The sequence below is a fragment of the Geomonas ferrireducens genome (genome assembly GCF_004917065.1).
Lineage (GTDB): Bacteria > Desulfobacterota > Desulfuromonadia > Geobacterales > Geobacteraceae > Geomonas > Geomonas ferrireducens.
In genome coordinates this window covers 1,204,181-1,224,406 of the sequence record NZ_SSYA01000001.1, presented here as the reverse complement: position 1 = coordinate 1,224,406, position 20,226 = coordinate 1,204,181, and the positions used below count along the sequence as shown (strand labels likewise).

16 protein-coding genes are annotated in these 20,226 nt (G+C 62.0%); 13 read left to right on the top strand and 3 right to left on the bottom strand.

The window, feature by feature from the left end; translation table 11 throughout:
* Positions 1 to 38 precede the first annotated feature (38 nt).
* A complete protein-coding gene (locus tag E8L22_RS05245) occupies positions 39 to 1,259 on the top strand; it encodes an MFS transporter (RefSeq protein WP_136524155.1) in 1,221 nt (406 codons plus the stop codon).
* A gap of 168 nt (positions 1,260 to 1,427) precedes the next feature.
* Here E8L22_RS05245 and nifJ read toward each other — a convergent pair whose 3' ends face one another.
* Together nifJ and E8L22_RS05235 are read right to left on the bottom strand one after the other, a co-directional pair.
* A complete protein-coding gene (gene nifJ / locus E8L22_RS05240; protein WP_136524154.1) occupies positions 1,428 to 5,144 on the bottom strand; it encodes a pyruvate:ferredoxin (flavodoxin) oxidoreductase in 3,717 nt (1,238 codons plus the stop codon).
* Between the two features lie 224 nt (positions 5,145 to 5,368).
* Positions 5,369 to 6,292 carry a LysR family transcriptional regulator gene (locus E8L22_RS05235; protein ID WP_136524153.1) on the bottom strand — a complete coding sequence of 308 codons (924 nt, stop codon included), beginning with the start codon at positions 6,290 to 6,292 and terminating at the stop codon, positions 5,369 to 5,371.
* Between the two features lie 573 nt (positions 6,293 to 6,865).
* Between E8L22_RS05235 and extH the strand changes: the two genes are divergently transcribed.
* The 10 genes from extH to extS all read left to right on the top strand — a co-directional run bounded on the left by extH (position 6,866) and on the right by extS (position 16,778).
* The gene (extH, locus tag E8L22_RS05230; protein WP_136524152.1) at positions 6,866 to 8,293 is read left to right on the top strand and encodes a selenite/tellurite reduction operon rhodanese-like protein ExtH; all 1,428 of its coding nucleotides are present in this window, start codon (positions 6,866 to 6,868) and stop codon (positions 8,291 to 8,293) included.
* Positions 8,294 to 8,352: 59 nt separating this feature from the next.
* The gene (gene extI / locus E8L22_RS05225; protein ID WP_136524151.1) at positions 8,353 to 9,558 is read left to right on the top strand and encodes a selenite/tellurite reduction operon porin ExtI; all 1,206 of its coding nucleotides are present in this window, start codon (positions 8,353 to 8,355) and stop codon (positions 9,556 to 9,558) included.
* A 78-nt stretch (positions 9,559 to 9,636) separates the two neighbouring features.
* Positions 9,637 to 9,957: a selenite/tellurite reduction operon protein ExtJ gene (gene extJ, locus E8L22_RS05220; protein WP_136524150.1), complete on the top strand. Its 321-nt coding sequence runs from the start codon at positions 9,637 to 9,639 to the stop codon at positions 9,955 to 9,957.
* 69 nt (positions 9,958 to 10,026) lie between these two features.
* A complete protein-coding gene (gene extKL / locus E8L22_RS05215; protein WP_281282918.1) occupies positions 10,027 to 11,379 on the top strand; it encodes a multiheme c-type cytochrome (seleno)protein ExtKL in 1,353 nt (450 codons plus the stop codon).
* A gap of 149 nt (positions 11,380 to 11,528) precedes the next feature.
* The gene (extM, locus tag E8L22_RS05205; RefSeq protein ID WP_136524148.1) at positions 11,529 to 13,394 is read left to right on the top strand and encodes a selenite/tellurite reduction operon c-type cytochrome ExtM; all 1,866 of its coding nucleotides are present in this window, start codon (positions 11,529 to 11,531) and stop codon (positions 13,392 to 13,394) included.
* The gene (gene extO / locus E8L22_RS05200; RefSeq protein ID WP_136524826.1) at positions 13,348 to 14,607 is read left to right on the top strand and encodes a selenite/tellurite reduction operon b-type cytochrome iron-sulfur cluster-binding subunit ExtO; all 1,260 of its coding nucleotides are present in this window, start codon (positions 13,348 to 13,350) and stop codon (positions 14,605 to 14,607) included. Before extM ends, extO begins: the two co-directional genes overlap by 47 nt.
* The gene (locus tag E8L22_RS05195; protein ID WP_136524147.1) at positions 14,562 to 14,954 is read left to right on the top strand and encodes a QcrA and Rieske domain-containing protein; all 393 of its coding nucleotides are present in this window, start codon (positions 14,562 to 14,564) and stop codon (positions 14,952 to 14,954) included. Before extO ends, E8L22_RS05195 begins: the two co-directional genes overlap by 46 nt.
* Before the next feature lie 8 nt (positions 14,955 to 14,962).
* On the top strand, positions 14,963 to 15,583 hold the full coding sequence (locus E8L22_RS05190) for a cytochrome b N-terminal domain-containing protein (RefSeq protein ID WP_136524146.1): 621 nt from the start codon (positions 14,963 to 14,965) through the stop codon (positions 15,581 to 15,583).
* Entirely contained in the window at positions 15,580 to 15,996 is a 417-nt protein-coding gene (gene extQ, locus E8L22_RS05185; RefSeq protein WP_136524145.1) for a selenite/tellurite reduction operon b-type cytochrome membrane protein ExtQ, read from the top strand. The genes E8L22_RS05190 and extQ overlap by 4 nt, the downstream gene beginning before the upstream one ends.
* Positions 15,972 to 16,778, top strand: a complete 807-nt coding sequence (gene extS / locus E8L22_RS05180; protein WP_136524144.1) for a selenite/tellurite reduction operon c-type cytochrome lipoprotein ExtS — start codon at positions 15,972 to 15,974, stop codon at positions 16,776 to 16,778. The genes extQ and extS overlap by 25 nt, the downstream gene beginning before the upstream one ends.
* A gap of 191 nt (positions 16,779 to 16,969) precedes the next feature.
* Here the strand turns inward: extS and E8L22_RS05175 are convergent, their stop codons facing one another.
* Positions 16,970 to 18,088 carry a methyl-accepting chemotaxis protein gene (locus tag E8L22_RS05175; protein WP_136524143.1) on the bottom strand — a complete coding sequence of 373 codons (1,119 nt, stop codon included), beginning with the start codon at positions 18,086 to 18,088 and terminating at the stop codon, positions 16,970 to 16,972.
* A 437-nt stretch (positions 18,089 to 18,525) separates the two neighbouring features.
* Here E8L22_RS05175 and E8L22_RS05170 point away from each other — a divergent pair, with 437 nt between their 5' ends.
* Positions 18,526 to 19,194 (top strand): cobalamin B12-binding domain-containing protein, encoded by a 669-nt coding sequence (locus tag E8L22_RS05170; RefSeq protein ID WP_136524142.1) that lies wholly within the window; start codon positions 18,526 to 18,528, stop codon positions 19,192 to 19,194.
* Between the two features lie 5 nt (positions 19,195 to 19,199).
* Positions 19,200 to 20,225: a uroporphyrinogen decarboxylase family protein gene (locus E8L22_RS05165; RefSeq protein WP_136524825.1), complete on the top strand. Its 1,026-nt coding sequence runs from the start codon at positions 19,200 to 19,202 to the stop codon at positions 20,223 to 20,225.
* The last annotated feature ends 1 nt before the right edge of the window (position 20,226 follow it).

Below are 20,226 nucleotides of genomic sequence, written 5' to 3'. Positions count from 1 at the left end.
AGAAACAGCCGAAAGGGGGAGCCCGCAAGGAACCCGGCATGAAGAACGGAAAACTTTTCAAGTCGCTGTTTCTGATCAACTTCGCAACGAGCCTAGGCTTCGGCATCGCCGACGCCTTCTTCTCCACCTACCTCTTCAGCCTCGGGGGGCGTGGCATCCTGCTCGGGCTGCCGCTGCTCCTTTTCTCCCTCTCGAAGATCCTCTTCAGCCCGGTGATGGGCGCCTGCGTGGATCGCTTCGGCGCGAGGGGCGCGGTGACCTTCAGTCTTACCCTTTATCTTCTCGTTTCCCTTGGTTACCTCTTCAGTTCCGATCTCACCCTTATCATGGCGCTGCGCCTGGTCCAGGGGGTGGCTTGTGCGATGTTTAGGCCGGTGATGCTCTCCCTGGTCGGTGCGGCGAGCGGCACCAACGGGGAGGGGCGGGCGGCTGGGACCTTCGACATATCTTTCTACCTCGCCATCGGGGTCGGGCCGGTTATTGGTGGTGTACTGCACGACATGTGGGGCTTTTACGGCATCTTTGCAAGCCTTGCCTTTTTATGCCTCCTCTCCCTTGCCGTTGCGCTGCGGAGCATACCTGCCCACTCGGGCGATAGAACCTCGTGCAAACAAGAAAAGGTCTGCCTCACGCTCCCCGCGGCCTTCAAGGTGGCGCGCCACGGTACCATGGGTGGGCTCCTCTTTTTCATCTTCGGCAGGGGGTGCGGCATTTCGCTGTTGGCGGGATTTCTTCCCATCCTCCTGAACGCGCGGTTGGGGCTCACCGGCACCCAGACCGGCCTGGTGCTCGCCTCCAGTACCCTGGTCATCACGACGCTGCTGCGTCCGGTCGGCAGGCTCTCAGACTGCCGCTCACGGAAATTCCTGGTGCTCCTGGGTGGGATCTCGGTGTCGCTTCTCTACTTCCTGATACCCGTGGCACAGGGGTTCCAGCAGGTACTCGTGCTGGGTGGCGGGATCGGGCTTTGCAGCGTGCTCTCGCAGCCTGCCAGCACCGCCCTTCTCCTTGAGCAGGGGGAACGTCACGGGACGGGTCTTGCCGTCGGGGTCTTCAATTCCGCGTTGAACTTAGGTTTCCTGGTGGGACCGCTCTTCGGGGGATGGCTGCAGAGTCGTTTCGGGCTTACTTCCGTCTTCTACGCCGCCGGCTGGATCGGTTTGGCTGCAGCGGGACTCTTCGCGGCAAGCGCCTTGGTGCGGGAGAGGGCCGATTCCCGCAAATCCGCGTCATCCAGCAAGGATGTCGCAGTAGCCTGAAGTCCGCCTCCGTTTGCGAAGGTTCTTCAGGAAGTTCTTGGTATGGCGACAAACGGTTGCCACGAAGCGTCGCAGGTCCCCTCACGCCCCCCCCTTTGCGAAGGGGGGACGGGGGGGATTTGTTTTGTCCCCCAGCTTTCGTTGGTAGGACGGGATTCCTGATTTTCCTCACTCCTCTATCTTCTTGTCGATCCCCGCGCGGCCGTCGTCGCACTCCTCTTCGGGCTCGCCGGGGCGGCTGTAGCGCGGGTCGCTGGTCGCACTCACGCAGACCGGCGACGGCTCCTCGACGGCACCCGCGGCGGCCGGGACGTGGTCGCGGTTTCTCCCCCCGTCCTTCGGCACGTCCCCCTTGGTCGGCTGCCAGTCGGCCATGTCGCGCAGCGTGCGGAAGCGCTCCAGCGCCTCCTGTTCCATCTGCTCGCGCAGCATCTTCGCCACCTCCGGGTTCTGCTTCTCGAGGGCCTGGAAACGGACCTCGCCGGAGAGGAACTCGGCTAGCGAGCCGTCCGGCTGCTTGGACTCCAGGATGAACGGGTTCTTCCCTTCCCGCTTCAAAAGCGGGTTGTAGCGGTAAAGCGGCCAGTAGCCGGACTTGACCGCCAGCTGGCTCTCCTCGATCGATTTCCCCATCCCCTTCCTGATCCCCTGGTTGATGCAGGTGGAGTAGGCGATGATGAGCGACGGCCCCGGGTACGCCTCCGCCTCGGCGATCGCCCTCATGGTATGGTTCTTGTCGGCACCGATGGCAACCGAGGCTACATAAACGTAGCCGTAGGTCATCGCCATGCGCCCGAGGTCCTTCTTCGAGGTCCGCTTGCCGGCGGCGGCGAAGCGTGCGATGGCGCCCAACTGGGTCGCCTTGGAGCACTGCCCCCCGGTGTTCGAGTAGAGCTCGGTATCCATGACGAGGAGGTTCACGTCCTCCCCCGCGGCGATCACGTGGTCGAGGCCGCCAAAGCCTATGTCGTAGGCCCAGCCGTCGCCGCCGTAGATCCAGATCGACTTCTTGGTGAAGAGGTCGGCCCAACCGGCGATCTGCTGCAAAAGCTCGTTGTTGCCGGCCTTCGGCAAAAGCTCCCTCAGCCGGTCGCCGTGACGCCGGGAGAGCTCGGGATCCATCATCCCATCAAGCCAAGCATCGAGCTCACTCCTCAACTCCCCTTCCGGCAGGCTCTGCACGGCGTGGCGCACTTGGTCGGCAAGAAGTTCCCTTCTCTGCGTGACCGCCATGTGGTAGCCGAAGCCGAACTCGGCGGCATCCTCAAAGAGCGAGTTGTTCCAGGCGGGCCCGTGGCCGTCAGCGTCGGCGCAGTAAGGGGAGACCGGCGCCGAGGCGCCCCAGATCGAGCTGCAGCCGGTTGCGTTCGCGATCATCATCCGCTCGCCGAAGAGCTGGGTGATGATCCTTGCGTACGGCGTCTCGCCGCAGCCGGAGCAGGCCCCGGAGAACTCGAGATGCGGCTTCTGGAACTGGCTGCCGATCACCGTGGCGCGCTTCACCAAGTGCCCCTTCGGCGCGAGGGTCTCGGCGAACTTGCGGTTCTCCTCCTGCACCGCGGATTGGGTGTCGATCGGCTTCATGACGAGGGCCGGGACCTTGGCGGGGCAGATGTCGGCGCAGTTGCCGCACCCCATGCAGTCCATGGTGTAGACCTGGATGCGGAAGCGGTGCCCCTTCACCTCGCGGGCCTGGGCGGGAATCGTCTCAAAGCTTTCCGGCGCCCCCGCCATCTCCTCGTCGGTGGCGAGGAAGGGACGGATCGTCGCGTGCGGGCAGATGTAGGAGCACTGGTTGCACTGGATGCAGTTCTCCTTGATCCACTCGGGAACGTTGATCGCGACGCCGCGCTTCTCGTAGCGTGCGGTGGAGAAGGGGAAGACGCCGTCCGGCGTGAACGAGGAGACCGGAAGGTCGTCCCCCTTTTGGCGCAGGATCGGGAAAACCATGTCGCGCATGTAGTCGGGCATCTCTTGATGCAGCCGGAAATCGGTGCCGCGCTCGTCGTCGGCATCGCGCCAGGAGTCGGGATACCCGATTTCAACGAGGCTTTGCACCGCCAGGTCCACCGCGGCGAGGTTCATCTCCACCACCTGCTCACCCTTCCTACCGTACTCCTTGCGGATCGAGTCCTTCAGAAGTTCCACTGCCCGCTCGAAGGGAAGCACGCCGGAGAGCTTGAAGAAGGCGGTCTGCATGATCATGTTGATGCGCCCCCCGAGCCCGGCCGACTGCGCGATGCTGATCGCATCGACGTTGTAGAAACGGATCTTCTTCGCAGCGATGGCCCGGCGCATCGTCGCCGGCAAGTGCTCTCCCATCGCCTCGACCGTGTTCCACGGTGAGTTCAAGAGGAAGGTCCCACCCTCCTTGATCCCCTCCAGAAGGTCGTAAATCTGCACGTAAGGCGCCTTTTGGCAGGAGATGAAGTCGGCCGCGTCGACGAGATAGGTGGACTGGATCGGGCTTTCACCGAAGCGCAGGTGCGAGACGGTGATCCCCCCGGATTTCTTGGAGTCGTAGGAGAAGTAGGCCTGGACGTAGAGATCCGTGTTGTCGCCTATGATTTTTATCGCCGCCTTGTTCGCCCCGACGGTGCCGTCCGCCCCCATCCCCCAGAAACGGCACTGGATGGTCCCCTCCGGCGTAGTTAAGAGGGTCCCCTGCGCCGGAAGCGAGCTGCCGGTCACATCGTCTTCGATGCCGACGGTGAAATGGCGCTTGCCGGGGTTGCCGTTCATGTTGTCGAAGACGCTCTTCACATGCACCGGGCGGAACTCCTTCGAGCCCAGGCCGTAGCGCCCGGCGTAGAGTTCGGGAACACTCCCGCCGCGCTCCATGAATGCGGTGCAGACATCCTGGTAGAGCGGGTCCCCCTGGGCGCCGGGCTCCTTGGTGCGATCGAGCACGGTGATCTTTTGAGCCGTCTCCGGAATGACGCCCAGCAGGGCGCCCGCATCGAAGGGGCGGTACAGGCGTACCTTCACAAGCCCCACCCTTTCCCCAGAGCCGTTCAAGTGGCGCACCACCTCCTCGGCGCATTCGCAGGAAGAACCCATGGTGATGACGACCCGGTCCGCCTCGGCATGCCCCACGTAGTCGAAGAGGCGGTAGCGGCGCCCGGTGAGTACGCCGACCCGCTCCATGGTGGCGGCGACGATCTCGGGGAGGGCTTGGTAGAAGGGGTTCGCCCGCTCGCGTCCCTGGAAGTAGATGTCGGGGTTTTGCGCCGTGCCGCGCAGGTTCGGATGCTCGGGGTTCATCGCCTTCTTGCGGAAGAGGGCGAGCTTTTCGTAGTTCACCAGGCGCGCCATCTCCTCGTAGGGGATCACTTCGATCTTTTGCACCTCGTGCGAGGTCCGGAAGCCGTCGAAAAAGTGCAGGAAGGGGATGCTTCCCTCCAGGGCGGCCAAATGCGCCACGAGGGCCAGGTCCATCACCTCTTGGACCGAGGAGGAGCAGAGCATGGCGAAGCCGGTCGGACGGGCCGCCATGACATCCTGGTGGTCGCCGAAGATGGAGAGGGCGTGGGTGGCGATGGCGCGCGCGGAGACGTGAAACACGCCGGGGAGTTGCTCACCGGCGATCTTGTACATGTTGGGGAGCATGAGCAAAAGCCCCTGGGAGGCCGTGAAGGTGGTGGTGAGCGCCCCCGCGACGAGCGAGCCGTGCACCGCCCCGGCGGCACCCGCCTCCGACTGCAGTTCCTTGATGTTCAGCACCTGCCCGAAGATGTTCTTTCTCCCCTGCGCGGCCCATTCGTCCGCCACTTCCCCCATAGTCGAGGAAGGGGTGATGGGGTAGATCGCCGCCGTCTCGCTCAGCGCGTAGGCTACGTGCGCCGCCGCCGTGTTGCCGTCCATCGTTTTCCTGGATCCGCTCATGTGAACAGTCCCCCTTGTAAAGAGATGGAAACCCGCGCCCGTCGTCACCGGCCGTACCAATGTGAGCCGAGGGGAGGTGGTGTTAACGAAGTTTAATATGCTACCACCGTTTCGTTTCAAGGGAAGGAGCGGGAGGTGCTTTTAACGGCTGGGGCAAAAGCGCGAAGAAGGAAGCTCGAGGGGCTTCAGAAAGGGATGATGCGGGGGGGCGAGGCGTTTAGGAGCTAGCGGGAGACGAGTGACGCGGGAGGGGTGATGGAGAACCTGAGGAAGATCCCGGCGATCAGGTCGAACATGGAGGGGTCGAGGTTCTTGTTTTTCTGCAGGACAAGGCGCCGTGGGCGCGACGGAGCGAAGCCTTCCACGTGGTGGGCGATGAGCGAACCCTCGGCCAAATGCGGCGCAACCAGGCTGCGCGAGATGAAGGTGATACCCTCGCCTGACATGACCGCCCTGATGATGAAAGGGATGTCGTCGAAGAATATGGTGTTGCGGAATTCGCCCGCATCCCTGCTGAGGTCCGCCATGCTCTTTTCCAGGAAGCGGCGTGCGCAGCAGCCGCTCTTCTTGCAGTAAAGCCGCTCCCCCAATACCCTCTCAATCCCCACCACCTTTTCCTCAATGCCGAAGCCGGGGGCGCTCACGAAGACCATCTCGTCGTCGGGAAGGGTGTAGTTATCGAACTCCTCGAGGTTCAGGTCCTCGCAGAATTCGATCAGCACCAGATCGTACACGTTTTCTTTCAGCCCCTTGAGCGCCCCTTCCGGCATATCGAAGACGAAGCTGAGGTCGCTGGTGCCGGAGTTGCGGGACATGAAGCGGGTGAAAACGTCGGGAAGGTACGACATGCCGAAGGGGGGCGTACAGCAGAAGGAGATCTTCCGCTTACTGGCAAGGACCTCGAGGTCGTGCAGGAAATCCTGTTCGATTTTCAGGACCTGACGGGCCCTGTCAAGGAGCAACTGCCCCGCCGCGGTAGGGCGCAGGGACATTCCGGACCGGTCCAGGAGCAACTGCTCATAGTGGTCCTCGAGGAGCTTGATCCTTCTTGATACCGCTGACTGCGTCACACAGAGAATCTCGGCCGCTTTGGAAAAGCTGCCGCACTCAACTGACACGATGAGGGTTTTTAGAGTGACGAAATCCATGTAAGACTCGCGTACCGTGTGCTATGCGAAAAACGCATAGGCTGTGTGAGAATATGTCGTTTGTGCATATTGCAAAAAACAATTATACATTGCAACAACGAAATGGATTAGCGGGAATATATGATTTAAAAATCATACCTTCCAGCTTTGAGCTGTTCCTGCAGTGCAACAGTGGCAGCAGATTCAAGTGAAAAATATTGGCAGATATTAATTACCATGCGTGTTGCGCATGATGCTATGAGTATCTTTCACTTGAGTAATTCACCCCAATGTCCGAAAGGGGAACTCATTGCAGCAACCCAGCGCGTCAAATTATTGTATGAAGGAAAACTCTATAAGTATCATGAGTATACGACTGTTCACACAGCTGCTGTTACATCTGTCTCAGAGTTTGAACCTCCTTGTGTTCCAATCTCAGTGGCCCTCCAGATCGAGAAGTCACATTCTTGACAATCCAAAAAAATATTTTAATTTCAACTGTATAAATATATGCCTGAGCTAACTATATCGAAAGGAGGATTAGTAGTAACTAAGCCTTGTTGTGTCGCAAACTAACCAGCCAAAGGAGGTTGTATGTCGGAAAAGATGATGAAGAAGAGCAGAGTGCTGCTGTTCACGCTGCTCGGCGTTGTTGCCGTTGCGGCTCTTTCCATGTGGGGGTGTGGTCACACCAGCTATGACACCCCCGCCGAGAAAGTAGTGACGACCAAGACTCCTACCGCGCTGATCACCGCAGCCGACCTGGACGGGTGGATTAAAGCGGGCTTGGTCAACAAACAGGGCGGCTACGACCGCGTCGTGATTCTCGATGTATCCAATAACGAAACGGACACCTCCAACAAGTATTATACCGTCGGGCACATTCCCGGCGCCCAGTTGATCTCCGCGGGGTCCGCAGCCTTTATGGACAACACCCGGGCCGAAGGGCCGTTCAACGTGACCGGCAGCATGGTCTGCACCGGTGCGACCATTGACGCCCTGATCCAAGGCGCGGGGATCGACGAGAACACCACTATCGTCATCACCAACAACGCCACCAATACCGTCAACGTGGCCCGCGCTTACACGACACTGCGCTACTGGGGCTTCCCCAAGAACCGTCTCAAGGTTCTGCAGGGTGGTAATGCGGAGTGGGTTACCGCCGGCCATGCCCTGACCAAGACCGTCCCGACCATCACCAGGTCGACTTTCGGGGTGGCTCAGAATGGCACCACCAGGGTCAACACCGATATGCGAGTCGCTCTGCCTGAGATGATCGCTTACGTGCAGGGGATAGTCGCCGGTAATGCCGACAACGTCACCCTCATCGACACGGTGCGCGGGGCATCGAACCCTTCTGCCACCATCTCTTCGACTACGGACCTGCTGGTGAGCGGGAACGCGTTCACCCCCTTCGACGGCGCGATCAAGGGGTCGTTCTCCTACGGAGCCCCGGCAATGGTCTCGCCGGCCAACACGCTCTACTTCAAGGATGCCGACACTATCAAGGCTGATCTCGCCAATGCCCTCGGTACGAATGGCGTGGCAAAACTGGACGCAGCGGGCCGTGACGCCACCAAGACCTTCATCTCCTTCTGCCGCGCCGGCAACTACGCCTCGGTCGGGTTCTTCGCCCTGGACGGCATCGCCTATTATGACGATCCCAACGTGACCGTTAAGTGGTACGACGGCTCCTACGGCCAGTGGAACCTCTGCGCTTCGTCGGACCACACGGCCGTAGACACCACCGGGGCAACGGTTAATGCTGGCGGCAAACTGGCAGTCGGCTCCATCTGGGACACGACCTCTCTCATGGACAACCTGACCTGGAACGTAGGCCGGACCACCGTGGTGAACGGCGTCACCGTCCAGCGGCAGATCGTCAACTACGCTTCCCGCGTCTATACCGTCGAGCCCAGTTTCGCGGACGGCAACCAGATAGAGGCCGCAGACCTGGCCTACCGCAGCACGGTGACCCGTGCGACGAGCGGCGGAAGTACTGGCGGCGGTGGGGGCTGCTAACCGTCGGGAAGTACGTTTCGCACACTGTACGGGAAACCTAAAACAAAAGGAGTGAATCTATGCAGAAGATGCCTAAGATATCGGTGGTATCCGGTGCTACCCTGGGGCTGGTGCTCATGGCAGGCACCGCTTTCGCCGGCCCGAGAATGACCTTTGGCCCTAACGACGAAGGGGCGCTGCAACTGGACTATAAGGGACAGTTCCAGATGACCTTCCGCGACACCGGCTCGGGCGACAACAACGATGACACCACGGCGAACTTCAACTTCCGCCGCAACCGTCTCGCCCTCATGGGCAAGTACGGCGACATGATGTCGATCTACGTGCAGACCGAGTACACCGATGATCAGAACCTGACACCGCTGGACGTCGCCGCAGAGAACCAGGGTTCGAACTTCCAGCTCCTGGACGCGGTGGTGCGCTTCAAGCTCGACAACGCATTCCGCGTGAACGTCGGCAAGTTCAAGTACAACCTCTCCCGTGAGAACCTCGAAGCGTGCGAGATGCCGCTCACCCTGGACCGCTCGCTCTTCATCCGTGCCCCCTTCACCACGACCCGTGACACCGGTGTCGCCGTCTGGGGTAACCTCTTCAACGACATGTTCCAGTACCGTCTGGACGCCATGGAAGGACGCAAGGCCCTCTCCGGCGACACTACGCCAGGCTCCAAGTTCCGCTACTCGGCACGCGCCCACGTGACGCTGCTCGACCCGGAGAATGACTACGGCTACAAGGGGACCTACTTAGGCAAGAAGAAGGTCGCCACCATCGGCGCCGCCTACCAGTTCGAGCCCGACGTCGCCTATGGCAATACGCTCCTGAAGACCGATGCGAAGGATTACAAGGCGTACACCTTCGACGGCTTCTTCGAGTACCCTGTGGACGGGCTCGGCACCTTCACGGCTTCCGGCGCCTACGAGAAAATCGATCTGGACGACGCGTACCTGGGGGACAACCCGGATGCGGACGTGGTCGGGATCAACGGTCAGAAGAACGGCTACTACTTCAAGGGGGGCTACATGCTTCCCAACACCCCGCTGCAGTTCTTCGTGCGTTATGAGAAGTGGAAGTTCGCCAACCTGAACGGCATCTACAACCAGCGCATCGACTGGTACGGCGGCGGTGTGAACTACTACCTGCGCGACCAGAACCTGAAGCTCACCTTCGAGGCGAACTCCACCTCCTTCAACAAGGGGACCGGGACTTCGACCGACAAGACCGAAGACTTCATGACCTATGTGACCCAGCTGCAGGTCATCTTCTAGCCCCGCAAAACCGCAACTTGATAGCCCCTTCTCCTTCGGAGAGGGGGCTTAATCAACGAACTACAAAGGAGGATGAAGATGTTTCGTAAAGCTATGAAGATCGCGGCTGCGGCCGTGATGACGATCGCCCTTGCGGCAACGGCCTTCGCGGCGGGTCCTGCCAAAGGGAAAGTAACCAAGGTGGAAGGTGAGCAGGTAACGGTGACCCTCGAAGCCGCTGCGCCTGCCTTCGTGAAAAAGGGTGGCATGGTGACCGCCCTCGGGGGAAGCCCGAAAGTGCTTGCCGTCCAGGGTAACGAGGTGACGCTGAAGTTCGGCAAGGCCAAGGCGGAGAAGATAAAGGTCGACTCCCCCATCTCCCTCTCCGAGTGCGAGGGTGACGAGCTGCAGGGCTGCTGATGTGGAAGGGGTGCTCCGCTTCGGCGGGGCGCCCCCATGTATCGTTAACCGGAAACCACAGAGGAAATCATGAACAGACTGACAGTGCAAGGAAGCCTGGCGGCTGCCCTGCTCCTCGGAGTGCTGGCGGTGCCGGCATTCGCGGGGAAGGCGGGTATCGGCTGGCAGGACACCATAGCTGCCAAATCGGGCAAGGCTAAGACCATGGCCGAGCTGGCCAAGATGTACGACTCGAGTTCCTGCGTTGAGTGCCACCAGGAGCAGCACGACCAGGCTCAGAAATCAATTCACTCGCGCTCCGTCTTCGGCACGGCGCGCACGGCGATGACCATAATGACCACCATCGAGAACGGCCTCATGGAGGAACCCTATTCCGGGGTGAAGAGCAGGAAGGACGTGAAGGTCGAGCATCTGATGGGGTGCGCCAAGTGCCACCTCCCCCAGCTTGCCGACGCCGAGGATTCGGTGGCGCAGGAACTGGTCGACACCCTCTACGGCTGGAAGGACGCTCTTAAGAAGAAGGACAAGGAGACCGCCAAGAAACTGGAGGAAAAGCTGAAAAGCGTTTCCATCAACTGTCTTATCTGCCACAACCGTAACGCCATCACCCATAAGTGGCAGGACGGCTATCCCAAGGCCGGTGTGGTGTACGGCTCCAAGGAAGGGGCGCACGACTCGCAGAAGTTCCCCAAGATGGCGGTTTCGCCCATCATGGATCAGGCGATCCAGTGCGGCCAGTGCCACGGTCTCGGGCCGAACCTCGAGCTCGATGAGCCTACCCAGTGCTGCACCTCCTATGGCAGCTACCTCTGGGCCTACAAGGCCGAGGTCGGGCAGGAAAACTGCCAGGATTGCCATATGAAGAACTCCAAGCTCGGGCATAACATCCAGGGGTACCGCGATGCGGCCATGAGCGACAAGGCGGTCGACTTCAAGGCCGAGGCGTTCGGCTACTACTGGCGCGACGGCGCGAAGATCAGGCCGAGGGCCGTGGTGAAGGTCGAGATGGTGAACAAGGCCGGCCACTCCATACCCGACGGCTGACCGACCCCCAACCGACTGGTTCTGTCGGTAATCGGTAAGACGAAAGACGGCAAGGAAGTGTTCAATCAGGAAAAGATCTACATGCCGGTGCCGCAGCAGCTGGCGCGCGGCGACAGGATGGGGCGCGGCCCCTACGAGAAGAGCGGGCTCATCGAGGACACCGGCCTGCCGCCGGGGAAACTCGTGAAGGAGCGTTTCGAAATCTACTATCCGCTCGAAGAGGTTGAAGTGAACGGCAAGACGGTTGAGAAGCCTTCCGTCTACGACCTCGATATCGAAGTTAAACTTACCTACCTCCCGTTCGGCACCCCGAACAGCGATCCCTTCGTATGGAAGGAGTTCACCAAAAGGGTGAGCATCAGCCAGAACGGCAAATAGGGGAGGGGGGTTAAAAAGATCCTGGTTGTTATTGCCGGCATCCCCGCGATGCCGGCTTTTTTTGTTCTTCGACTCATGAAAAGGTTTTGGCTAACCTCCACGATTTGACTATAATGCGCGGGACTTCAAGGGAAGAAACAGCGGGTGAGATGAAGGTTACCGGCAGCGACACATATTCCGGCGGGAGATCCGGCAAAATCATGCTCGTCCTGCTCCTTTTCGCCCTTGCTGGCTGCGCCGGGAAAGGGGCGCCGGCGAACAACTGCCTCTCCTGCCACTCGAAGATCGAGCATGTCTCCGCCACGCACCCCGATTGCGTCCCGTGTCACGGCGGCGATCCGCTCGCCCGGACCAAGGAGGCGGCGCACCGCGGCATGCACGGACGCGGGAACCCCTCAGCGCCCGAGCACTGGGACGGGACCTGCGGCTCGTGTCACCTGTACCAGCTCGACCGGGTCAAGTCGAACCTCATGTACACCACCACCGGGATGATCCGGAACATAAACCTCACCTGGGAAGGACCGGACGGGGGACTCTTCAGTAGCCGCGGCGGCGAGGTCTACGATCCGGAAGGAAAGGCGCAGCACCTGAAGCCGGTGGCCGGACTTGACCACGTATCCGGGGAGCTCTACCGGAAGTTCTGCTCCCAGTGTCACGTGGCCCGCGAGAGCGGCGAAGTCTACGGCGCGAGCCACGCCTCGGGATGCGCCGCCTGCCACTTCCCCTATAACGAGCGGGCGCAATACGAAGGGAAGGACGCCACGGTGCAGGGTAAGGGACCCTACGCGGCGAGCCACGCCATGGAGCGCCTCCCGGGCAACGAAGTCTGCTCGCGCTGCCACAACCGAAGCGGCCGCATCGCCTATTCCTACCAGGGGCTGAACGACGGCAACAATTCGCTCGTGCCGACCAGTGGCGGGCGCCCCGGCCCCGTGATGGCGAGCGGCAACAGGAACCTGACCCACATCGCCCAGGACGTGCATTTCACGGCGGGAATGGACTGCATCGACTGCCACACCTCGCGCGACCTGATGGGGGACGGCTACTCCTACCGCAACATGTACCTGCAGACCGAGATCGCCTGCGAGGACTGCCACGGCGGGGCGCGTCCGCCACGCTACCGCGAGATCGTATCGGAGCAGGACGAGGCGTTGCGCGAGTCCGCCGGGTACCGGATGCAGATGCGCCCCGGGATGAAAATGATGGTCACCGCGAAGGGGAGGAGCTACTCGAACGTCTTCTACCGCGACGGCGCGGTATGGGTGCTCGGCAAGCGTAGCGGCAAACTGTTCAAGAGCCGGGTCATCACCGGTACGCCGGAACATACCGTGGTCGGGCATGGGCGGCTTGAGTGCTACTCCTGCCATTCCCGCACCGTGGTCCAGTGCTACGGGTGCCACACGACCTACGACAAGTCGAAGACAGGCATGGATTTCGTGAAGGGGGTAGAAACGCAGGGTCGCTTCAGCGAGAAGGAGGACTACCGGATGCTTTACCCCTTCCCGCTCGCCCTGAACCAGCGCGGCAAGATCTCGACGGTGACGCCGGGGTGCCAGACCTTCGTCTCGGTGGTCGAGCCGGACGGCAGCATCTCCAAGAACGAGTACGTGGCGCGCTTCAAGGGGAAGCAGCAGCTCCGCTTCGCCCCCTTCTACTCACACAACACCGGCAAGAAAGCGATCCGTTGCGGCGAGTGCCACGGCAACCCCGCCTTCCTCGGTTTCGGCCAGCACGTCGTCTCCGGCCGCAGCATCGAGGGGACCATGATCTGCGAGCAGTCGGCGGACAAGCCGCTGGACGGCTTTCTCACCTTGCAGGACGGCAAGGTGCGCGCCTACTCGGCGATCACCCGGGAGCGCTCCCGCCCCTTAAACGGCGCCGAGGTGCGGCGCGCCCTGGCGGTGAACCTTTGCCTCGTCTGCCACGACAAGGCGGCCGATCCCATCTATCGAAAGGAGCTGGACCATGGTGCGCTTCATGATGCGCTGCATCGTCGCCTTCTCTCTGCTCCTTAGCGCGCTCCCCGCGCTCGCTGCGGAGAACTGCACCGTCTGCCACAAGAAGACGGTGAAGGGGGCGCACCGCGGTCTTCCCTGCCTCTCCTGCCACCTGGACGAGGCGAAGACCCTTGCCGACCCCGCCTCCCGCGAGAGCGGTGCCGCAGGCTGCGTCGGCTGCCACAAGGGATACGCGGCGCTCTTCGATCAGGCAATGGGGAACCGCAAGGGTGAGCGCGACTTCGTCGCCCGGAGCTGGGGAAAGGCCGACCCGGATTTCTTCGCCAAGAACTGCAACGCCTGCCACCTGAAAGGGTGCACCGACTGCCACGGCGCCAGGGGGCACGAGATCGCGAAGCCGAAGGACCGCGACTGCTTTACCTGCCACAAGGGGTACTTCGTGGGGACCGACTACTACGGCATGGCCCCGCGCGAGGACAGCATGCGCTACCAGCGCGGCGAGGTGGCCTACGGCGAGGCGTACCTGAAGATGACCCCGGACGTGCACGCCGAGGCGGGTCTTTCCTGCGCCGCCTGTCACACCATGGCGAGTCTCGCCGCCGGTAAGAAAAGCGCCAGGGGATGCCGGGAGTGTCACGAGCCGAAGCGGAGCATCCCGGAGCACCGCATCGCGGCCCACCTGGAGAAGATGGAGTGTTACGCCTGCCACTCCGCCTGGGCGCCCCAGGAGTACGGCACCTTTTACCTGCGCTTCGACGGCGACAGTCCCTCGAAGGAGTGGTACCGGGTGCGCCGGGATCAGGCCGCCGAGGAATACGTGAAGAGCGCCTACCTGAGAAGGCAGGACGCGCCGCCGCTTGGGCTTAACCGGCAGGGGAGGGTGAGCCCGATCCGACCGCAGTTCATCGCGTACTTCACCGATATCCGGCACGACCGGGCCGTCTGGGATGAAAACCGCCTCCTCGCGGCGCAGTGGAAGGCGTTCTTCCCGCACACCGTGCGGCGCGGGAGCGTCATGTGCGAGGGGTGCCACGACAACCCGCGTCGCTTCGTGCTCGAACGCGAGGAGGAGCGGATCTACCGCCCGGCCGCCGAGGGGATGACGCTATCCTCCTTCTGGGATGCGACGGGACAAGAGGTGGCAAACGGCGCCTTTTACCCGCAGGCGCGCTACCGGGAGATGAGCAGGAAGACGACCGCGTACCAAAGGGGATACCTGGAGAAATGGCAGAGCCTCGTCAATCACGTCGAAACTTCCTCGGCGCCCTGATCGCGCTCGCCGTAGGGGGCTGGGGCCTCTCGAGGTTCCTCACCCCGAGGGCAAAGCGCAGGCAGACCATCCTCACCGTGCCGCGGGAAGAGCTGCCGCAGGACGGTGCACTCGTGTACCGCGAGGCACGTATCGCGGTGATGCGCGACGGCGGGAGGGTCTACGCCCTGGACCTCGTCTGCACCCATCTCGGGTGCACGGTGAACGTGACTCCCACCGGACTCGTCTGTCCCTGCCACGGCTCGGCCTTCGACCGGGAGGGTAGGGTGCTGAAGGGGCCCGCCGACCGGGCGCTCAAGCGCTACGAGGTGACGCAAGTGGGAGAGACCTACCACGTCCAGGTGTAGGGGGGGAAGTGATCAAGGAATTTCTAAAACATCTATTCCCGCGTGCGGTGCTTGAGAGGAACCTGACGCTTTCCTACACCTTTTGCCTGGGAGGGCTCGCCTTCACCTGCCTCATCCTGCTGGTCGGCTCGGGAGGGCTTCTTCTGTTCTATTACCAGCCGACGCCGCCCGCGGCCTACCCCTCCATCCTCCTCCTGGAGTCGTCCGTCTGGGGGGGGCGCTACCTGAGGAGTCTGCACCGCCTTGCGAGCCACACCTTTTTGGTGCTCATCATGCTGCACACGCTGCGTGTCGTCCTCACCGGCGCCTACGAAAAGCCGCGCCAGATGAACTGGGTGATCGGCTGCGCGCTCTTTTTCCTGGCGGTGTTCGAGGGGTACACCGGGTACCTTCTCCCGATGGACCAGCTCGCCCTCTGGGCCACCCAGACCGGAATGGAGCTTCTACACATCATGCCGCTTGGAGGCACGCTCCGCTCGGTGTTGGTGCCCGACGGGGTGGGTGAGGCCATGTCGCTTTTGCGCTTTTACGTGCTGCACATCCTCATGATCCCGGGCGCGCTGCTCTTTTTGAGTGCCCTGCACTTCTACCGGATCAGGAAAAACAAGGGGGTGCTCCCCTACCTATGAAACGAGGCTACCTAAAGTCATCCCCCCATTTCTTCAGGCCGGTCAAGGTCGCCTTCGCGCTCACCGTCCTCATTCTCCTGGCGCTCGCCTTTCTGGTGCCGGCTCCCCTCCAGGAGCAGGCGAACCTCGCCCGGGTTCCGAATCTGGTGAAGTCCGCCTGGTTTCTCCTCTGGATCCAGGAACTGGTCAGTTACTCCAAATACATGATCTACCTCGTAGTGCTCCTTGCCGTCTCCTTCGTCGCCCTTCCCTGGCTCGTTCCGGGCGCACCGCCTGAGGGAGCCTCGTGGTTTGACAAAAAGCGGCGCGCCCTCGATCTCTTAGCTCTTGCCGTCTTTGCCGCCGTCCTCGCGCTTACCGCAGTCGCCATGTACTTCCGAGGTGCCAATTGGCAGTTCGTCGCCCCCTTCTGATCACGCTCGCACTTCTTCTGTGCCTGTGCGGCGGTGCCCAAGGTGCGTGGATCTCCTGCCTCAAGTGCCATAGTCCCCACTACCAGAAGCTGGGTAAATGCGTCGACTGTCACCGTGGCGACCCCCGTTCGGACCGCGAGCGCATCGCGCACCACGGCCTGATCCAGGGACGGTTTGCCTGGTTCGCCGTGCCGGGCTCCGCTCCGCTGGAAAAGGGGCGGCGGCTCATGGACACCTTCGCCTGCCGGCGCTGTCATACCTCCGGGGGAGACGGGAACCGTCTGGCCAGCAACCTGGACCGGCTCCCCGAAGGGACCACGGCGCAGGAGATCTCCGAGGCGATCAGGGTGCCGGCGCTCATGATGCCGCAGTTTCATTTCGATGAGGCGCAAAGAGCGGCGTTGGTGAGCATGATACTCGCGGGAGCGCGCCAGACGGGGGTAAATGGGGGAAAGAGGGGAGAGCCGCCCCAGGTGGTGCATTTCAAGAGGGAGCGGGAAGAGGATGACGTCTTTGGGAAACGATGCGGACCCTGCCACCGAGCCCTCACCGCGACCCGTGGGGGACTGGGGCGTGGCAGTGTGGCGCCGAACCTCTCGGGGCTTTTCACCCGTTACTACCCGAAGACGGCCCCCGGTGGTGCGGCCTGGGAGGAGCGGTCGCTGAAAAAATGGATCGAAAACCCGAGGCGGGAGCGTCCCTTCACCCCGATGCGCCCGGTGCCCCTTGAACCCGCAGATCTGGAGCGGCTTATCACCCTGCTGCGCGACACCCCGCGGTAAAAAGTGGGAGGTTCTCGATAACTGTAATGTAGGTGCCACGAAGCGTAGCAGGTGCCCCAGCGCTTCGTGGGTTTGAAGACCGCTGTTTTTAGCAAAAGGGAGAAAAAAAGACAAAAGAAACCCCGCCGGATACCGGGTCCGGCGGGGTTTCCCCACGCCCGTCTCAAGGAGGTCAGAGGCGGGAGTGGGTGCTAGCCGTGCACGATCTCCTCGAGGTTGCTGGCGATGGTGGTGGAGGTGGCCGCCTGCTCCTCGGATGCCGTCGCGATCTGCGCGATGACGTGTTCGATCTCCTCGATGGAGAGCACGATGTTCGTCAGCGAGGCGTCCACCTGGTGCGAGAGCGCCTCGCTCACCTCCGCCTCGTTCTTACCCTTCTCGATCGACTCAACCGCCAGGGCGGTCTCCTTCTGTATCTCGTCGACCATGAGCCTGATCTGCTTCGTCGAGGCCACGGTGCGGTCGGCCAGGCTGCGCACCTCGTCGGCCACCACCGCGAAGCCGCGCCCTTGTTCGCCGGCGCGCGCCGCCTCGATGGCGGCGTTCAGCGCAAGGAGGTTCGTCTGGTCGGCGATGTCGTTGATCACCGCGACGAATTCGCCGATGCGTGCCGACTTGTCCCCCAGATTTCCCACGATTCCCGCCGAACTCCGGACGATCTCCGCCACCTTGCGCATCTCGGTGACGGCACGGTTCACCACGTCCTGCCCCTCCCGCGCGTTGGTCAAAACTTTGGTGGCCGAATCGGCGGCGTCGACCGTGCTGCGCGCCACCTCGTTCACCGTCATGCTCATCTCCTCCATGGCGGTGGCGATCTGGGTCACCCGGTTTTCCAGGTACTCCTTGCGCTCTATGGAATCGCGCTGATGCTGCTCCACCGCTTTCTCTGCGGTGATGTCGTTCCAGCACGCCATGAAACAGAGCACCTTCGAGGGGTCCTTGCTGTCCCAGATGGGGTAAGTCGTGGTGCGCAGCGTCACGTCCCCGATGGGGATCTCCGCCTTGTGCGGCATCTTGGCGCGGGCGTTGCCGAAGATGTTGCGGATGCGCCCCGGATCCTTGTGGTACTGGTGAATACTTTTACCCTCTGCGTTGGCGACGTCGGCTCCGCGCAGCCCAGCGTTCAGTTCGGCGCGATGCTGCTGCATGAGGGCGCGGGCCTGCCGGTTCATGTAGATGATGTTGTTGTCATTGGTGGTGTCGCAGAGCATGACGATGTTGTCGACGTTGTCGAGCATCTGTGTGAGCTTCGCGATTTCCGCTGCCTGATCGTCGACCTGCGTCTTGCAGGAGTTGCCGAAGAGTTTCATGTGATAAGCTCCCTTCGCGCCGGAACCCGACGCCGCTTCAGTGGGTGCGCCCGCCCGGCTTGACCAAACCGGCGCCTGTCCTTTTCCCTATCGGACATTGCACCGTGATCTTTAATGTTTTGGATAGGTTTTCCCGCACCCCGGGGGTGAATTTCTACCGATGGTTCTCCACCTCACCGCTACGACGCGACCTGAAAGGAAGGTCTCGGCCCGAGGTCACTGTCTCTGAATCGTGATTCCACTCACAGGAAATGGAGAAAATTGGCAGAGCCCCGATAAGCACTGGCGATTGCAGGAACATTGGACGTTTTTTAGATGGACTATTGGTAGAGGCGGGTGTACTTTGTTACAAAATCCTACTCACGGTTCCGTTCTTCCTACGTTCTGACAGATGTTGACTGAGTTCTTACTGCGCAATTTGCTATCCGGAGTGATACATGATTGTGTCGTACCCCACCGGCCACCTATCTGACGTATCAGCCAGTCCATCCGCTGATCTCCTTGAGATTGCCCTGGTCAACATGGACCGGCTCGCCCTGCAGCGGATCTATTCTGCCTCCGGTCTTACCCCCCTTTTTTTCTGCGAACAGTTCATCACCCCGGCCCTCGTCGGCATCGGCGAGAAATGGGATCGCGGCGAGCTCTCGCTGTCCCACGTGTACATGAGCGGGCGGCTGTGCGAGGATTTCATGGAACAATCCTTCCGCGGCGCCCCCTTGAGCCGTGCAAGTGAGGAACGCGTCGCTCTCGCGGTTTTGGAGGACTACCACCTCCTCGGCAAGCGTCTCGTAGGGTTCGTGCTCAGGGGGGGCGGCGTCGATTACCTTGACTACGGCACGGTGACCGCCGCGGAACTGGTGCGGCGGGTGCAGGAGGACTCGGTTCGTGTGCTCCTCATCTCGGCGCTCATGCTCCCCTCTGCCCTCAAGGTGCGCGAGGTGCGGGACAAGCTGGACCAGGCAGGAGTCACTTGCCGTATCATCGTCGGTGGGGCCCCTTTTCGGCTCGACCCGTCGCTTTGCGACGAGGTAGGTGCCGATTTCTGCTGCGCCAACGCCTCCCAGGTGCTCCCGGCGCTCAAACAGGTATCCGGAGGTGAGCCGTGACCAGCATGGAACGCGTCCTTACCGCCCTGTCGCACCGGGAACCGGACCGGGTCCCGCTCTTTTTGCTCCTCACCCTGCATGGCGCAAGGGAACTTGGGCTCTCCATCGAGGAGTACTTCTCCAGTTCGGAAAACGTGGTGCGCGGGCAGCTCGCCATGCTCCGGCGTTACGGACATGACTGCATCTATGCCTTTTTTCATGCCTCGCTCGAGGCGGAAGCCTGGGGGGGGAGCACCATTTTCAGGGACGACGGACCACCCAACGCGGGCGCCCCACCGTTGAAGGCGGACGCCATCGCGTCGCTCGCCCCGCCGCGGGTGACCGATGCCCCGGGTCTCGTCCGGGTCCTCGAGGCGCAGCGCGGATTGAGGCAGGCGGTGGGGGATTCCGTACCGATCATCGGGGTCGTCATGTCACCGTTCTCCCTCCCGGTGATGCAACTTGGTTTCGATGCGTACCTGGACATCATGTTCGACCGCCCCGATCTCATGCAGCGTCTCATGGAGGTGAACGCCGCCTTCTGCGCCGATTGGGGGAACGCCCAGCTCGCCGCCGGGGCCCACGCCATCTGTTATTTCGATCCCCTCGCCTCGCCGAAGATGATTGACCCCTCCCTTTATCGTCGCTTCGGCTGGCCTGCAGCGCTCAGGGCCCTCAATGCCATCAAGGGCCCCACCGCCACCCACCTCGCCTCCGGGCCATGTCTCGGCGTGGTAGAGGACCTCGCGGGTAGCGGCACCGCGATGGTAGGCGTCGGCGGGGAGGAGGAACTCGCCGCGGTCAAGAACCGCTGCTGCGGCAGGCTGACGGTTTTCGGAAATCTGAACGGCATCGCCATGCGCTCCTGGGACGAAGCGGCTGCGATAGCCGAGGTGAAGGGCGCCATCGACGCCGCGGGGCAAGGGGGGGGCTTCATCCTGTCGGACCAGCACGGAGAGATCCCCTGGCAGGTGCCGGAGCGGACCCTGGAGCAGGTAGCACAGGCGACGCGGGAGTACGGCCGCTACCCGCTCCAAGGCGGGAGGGGGTGAG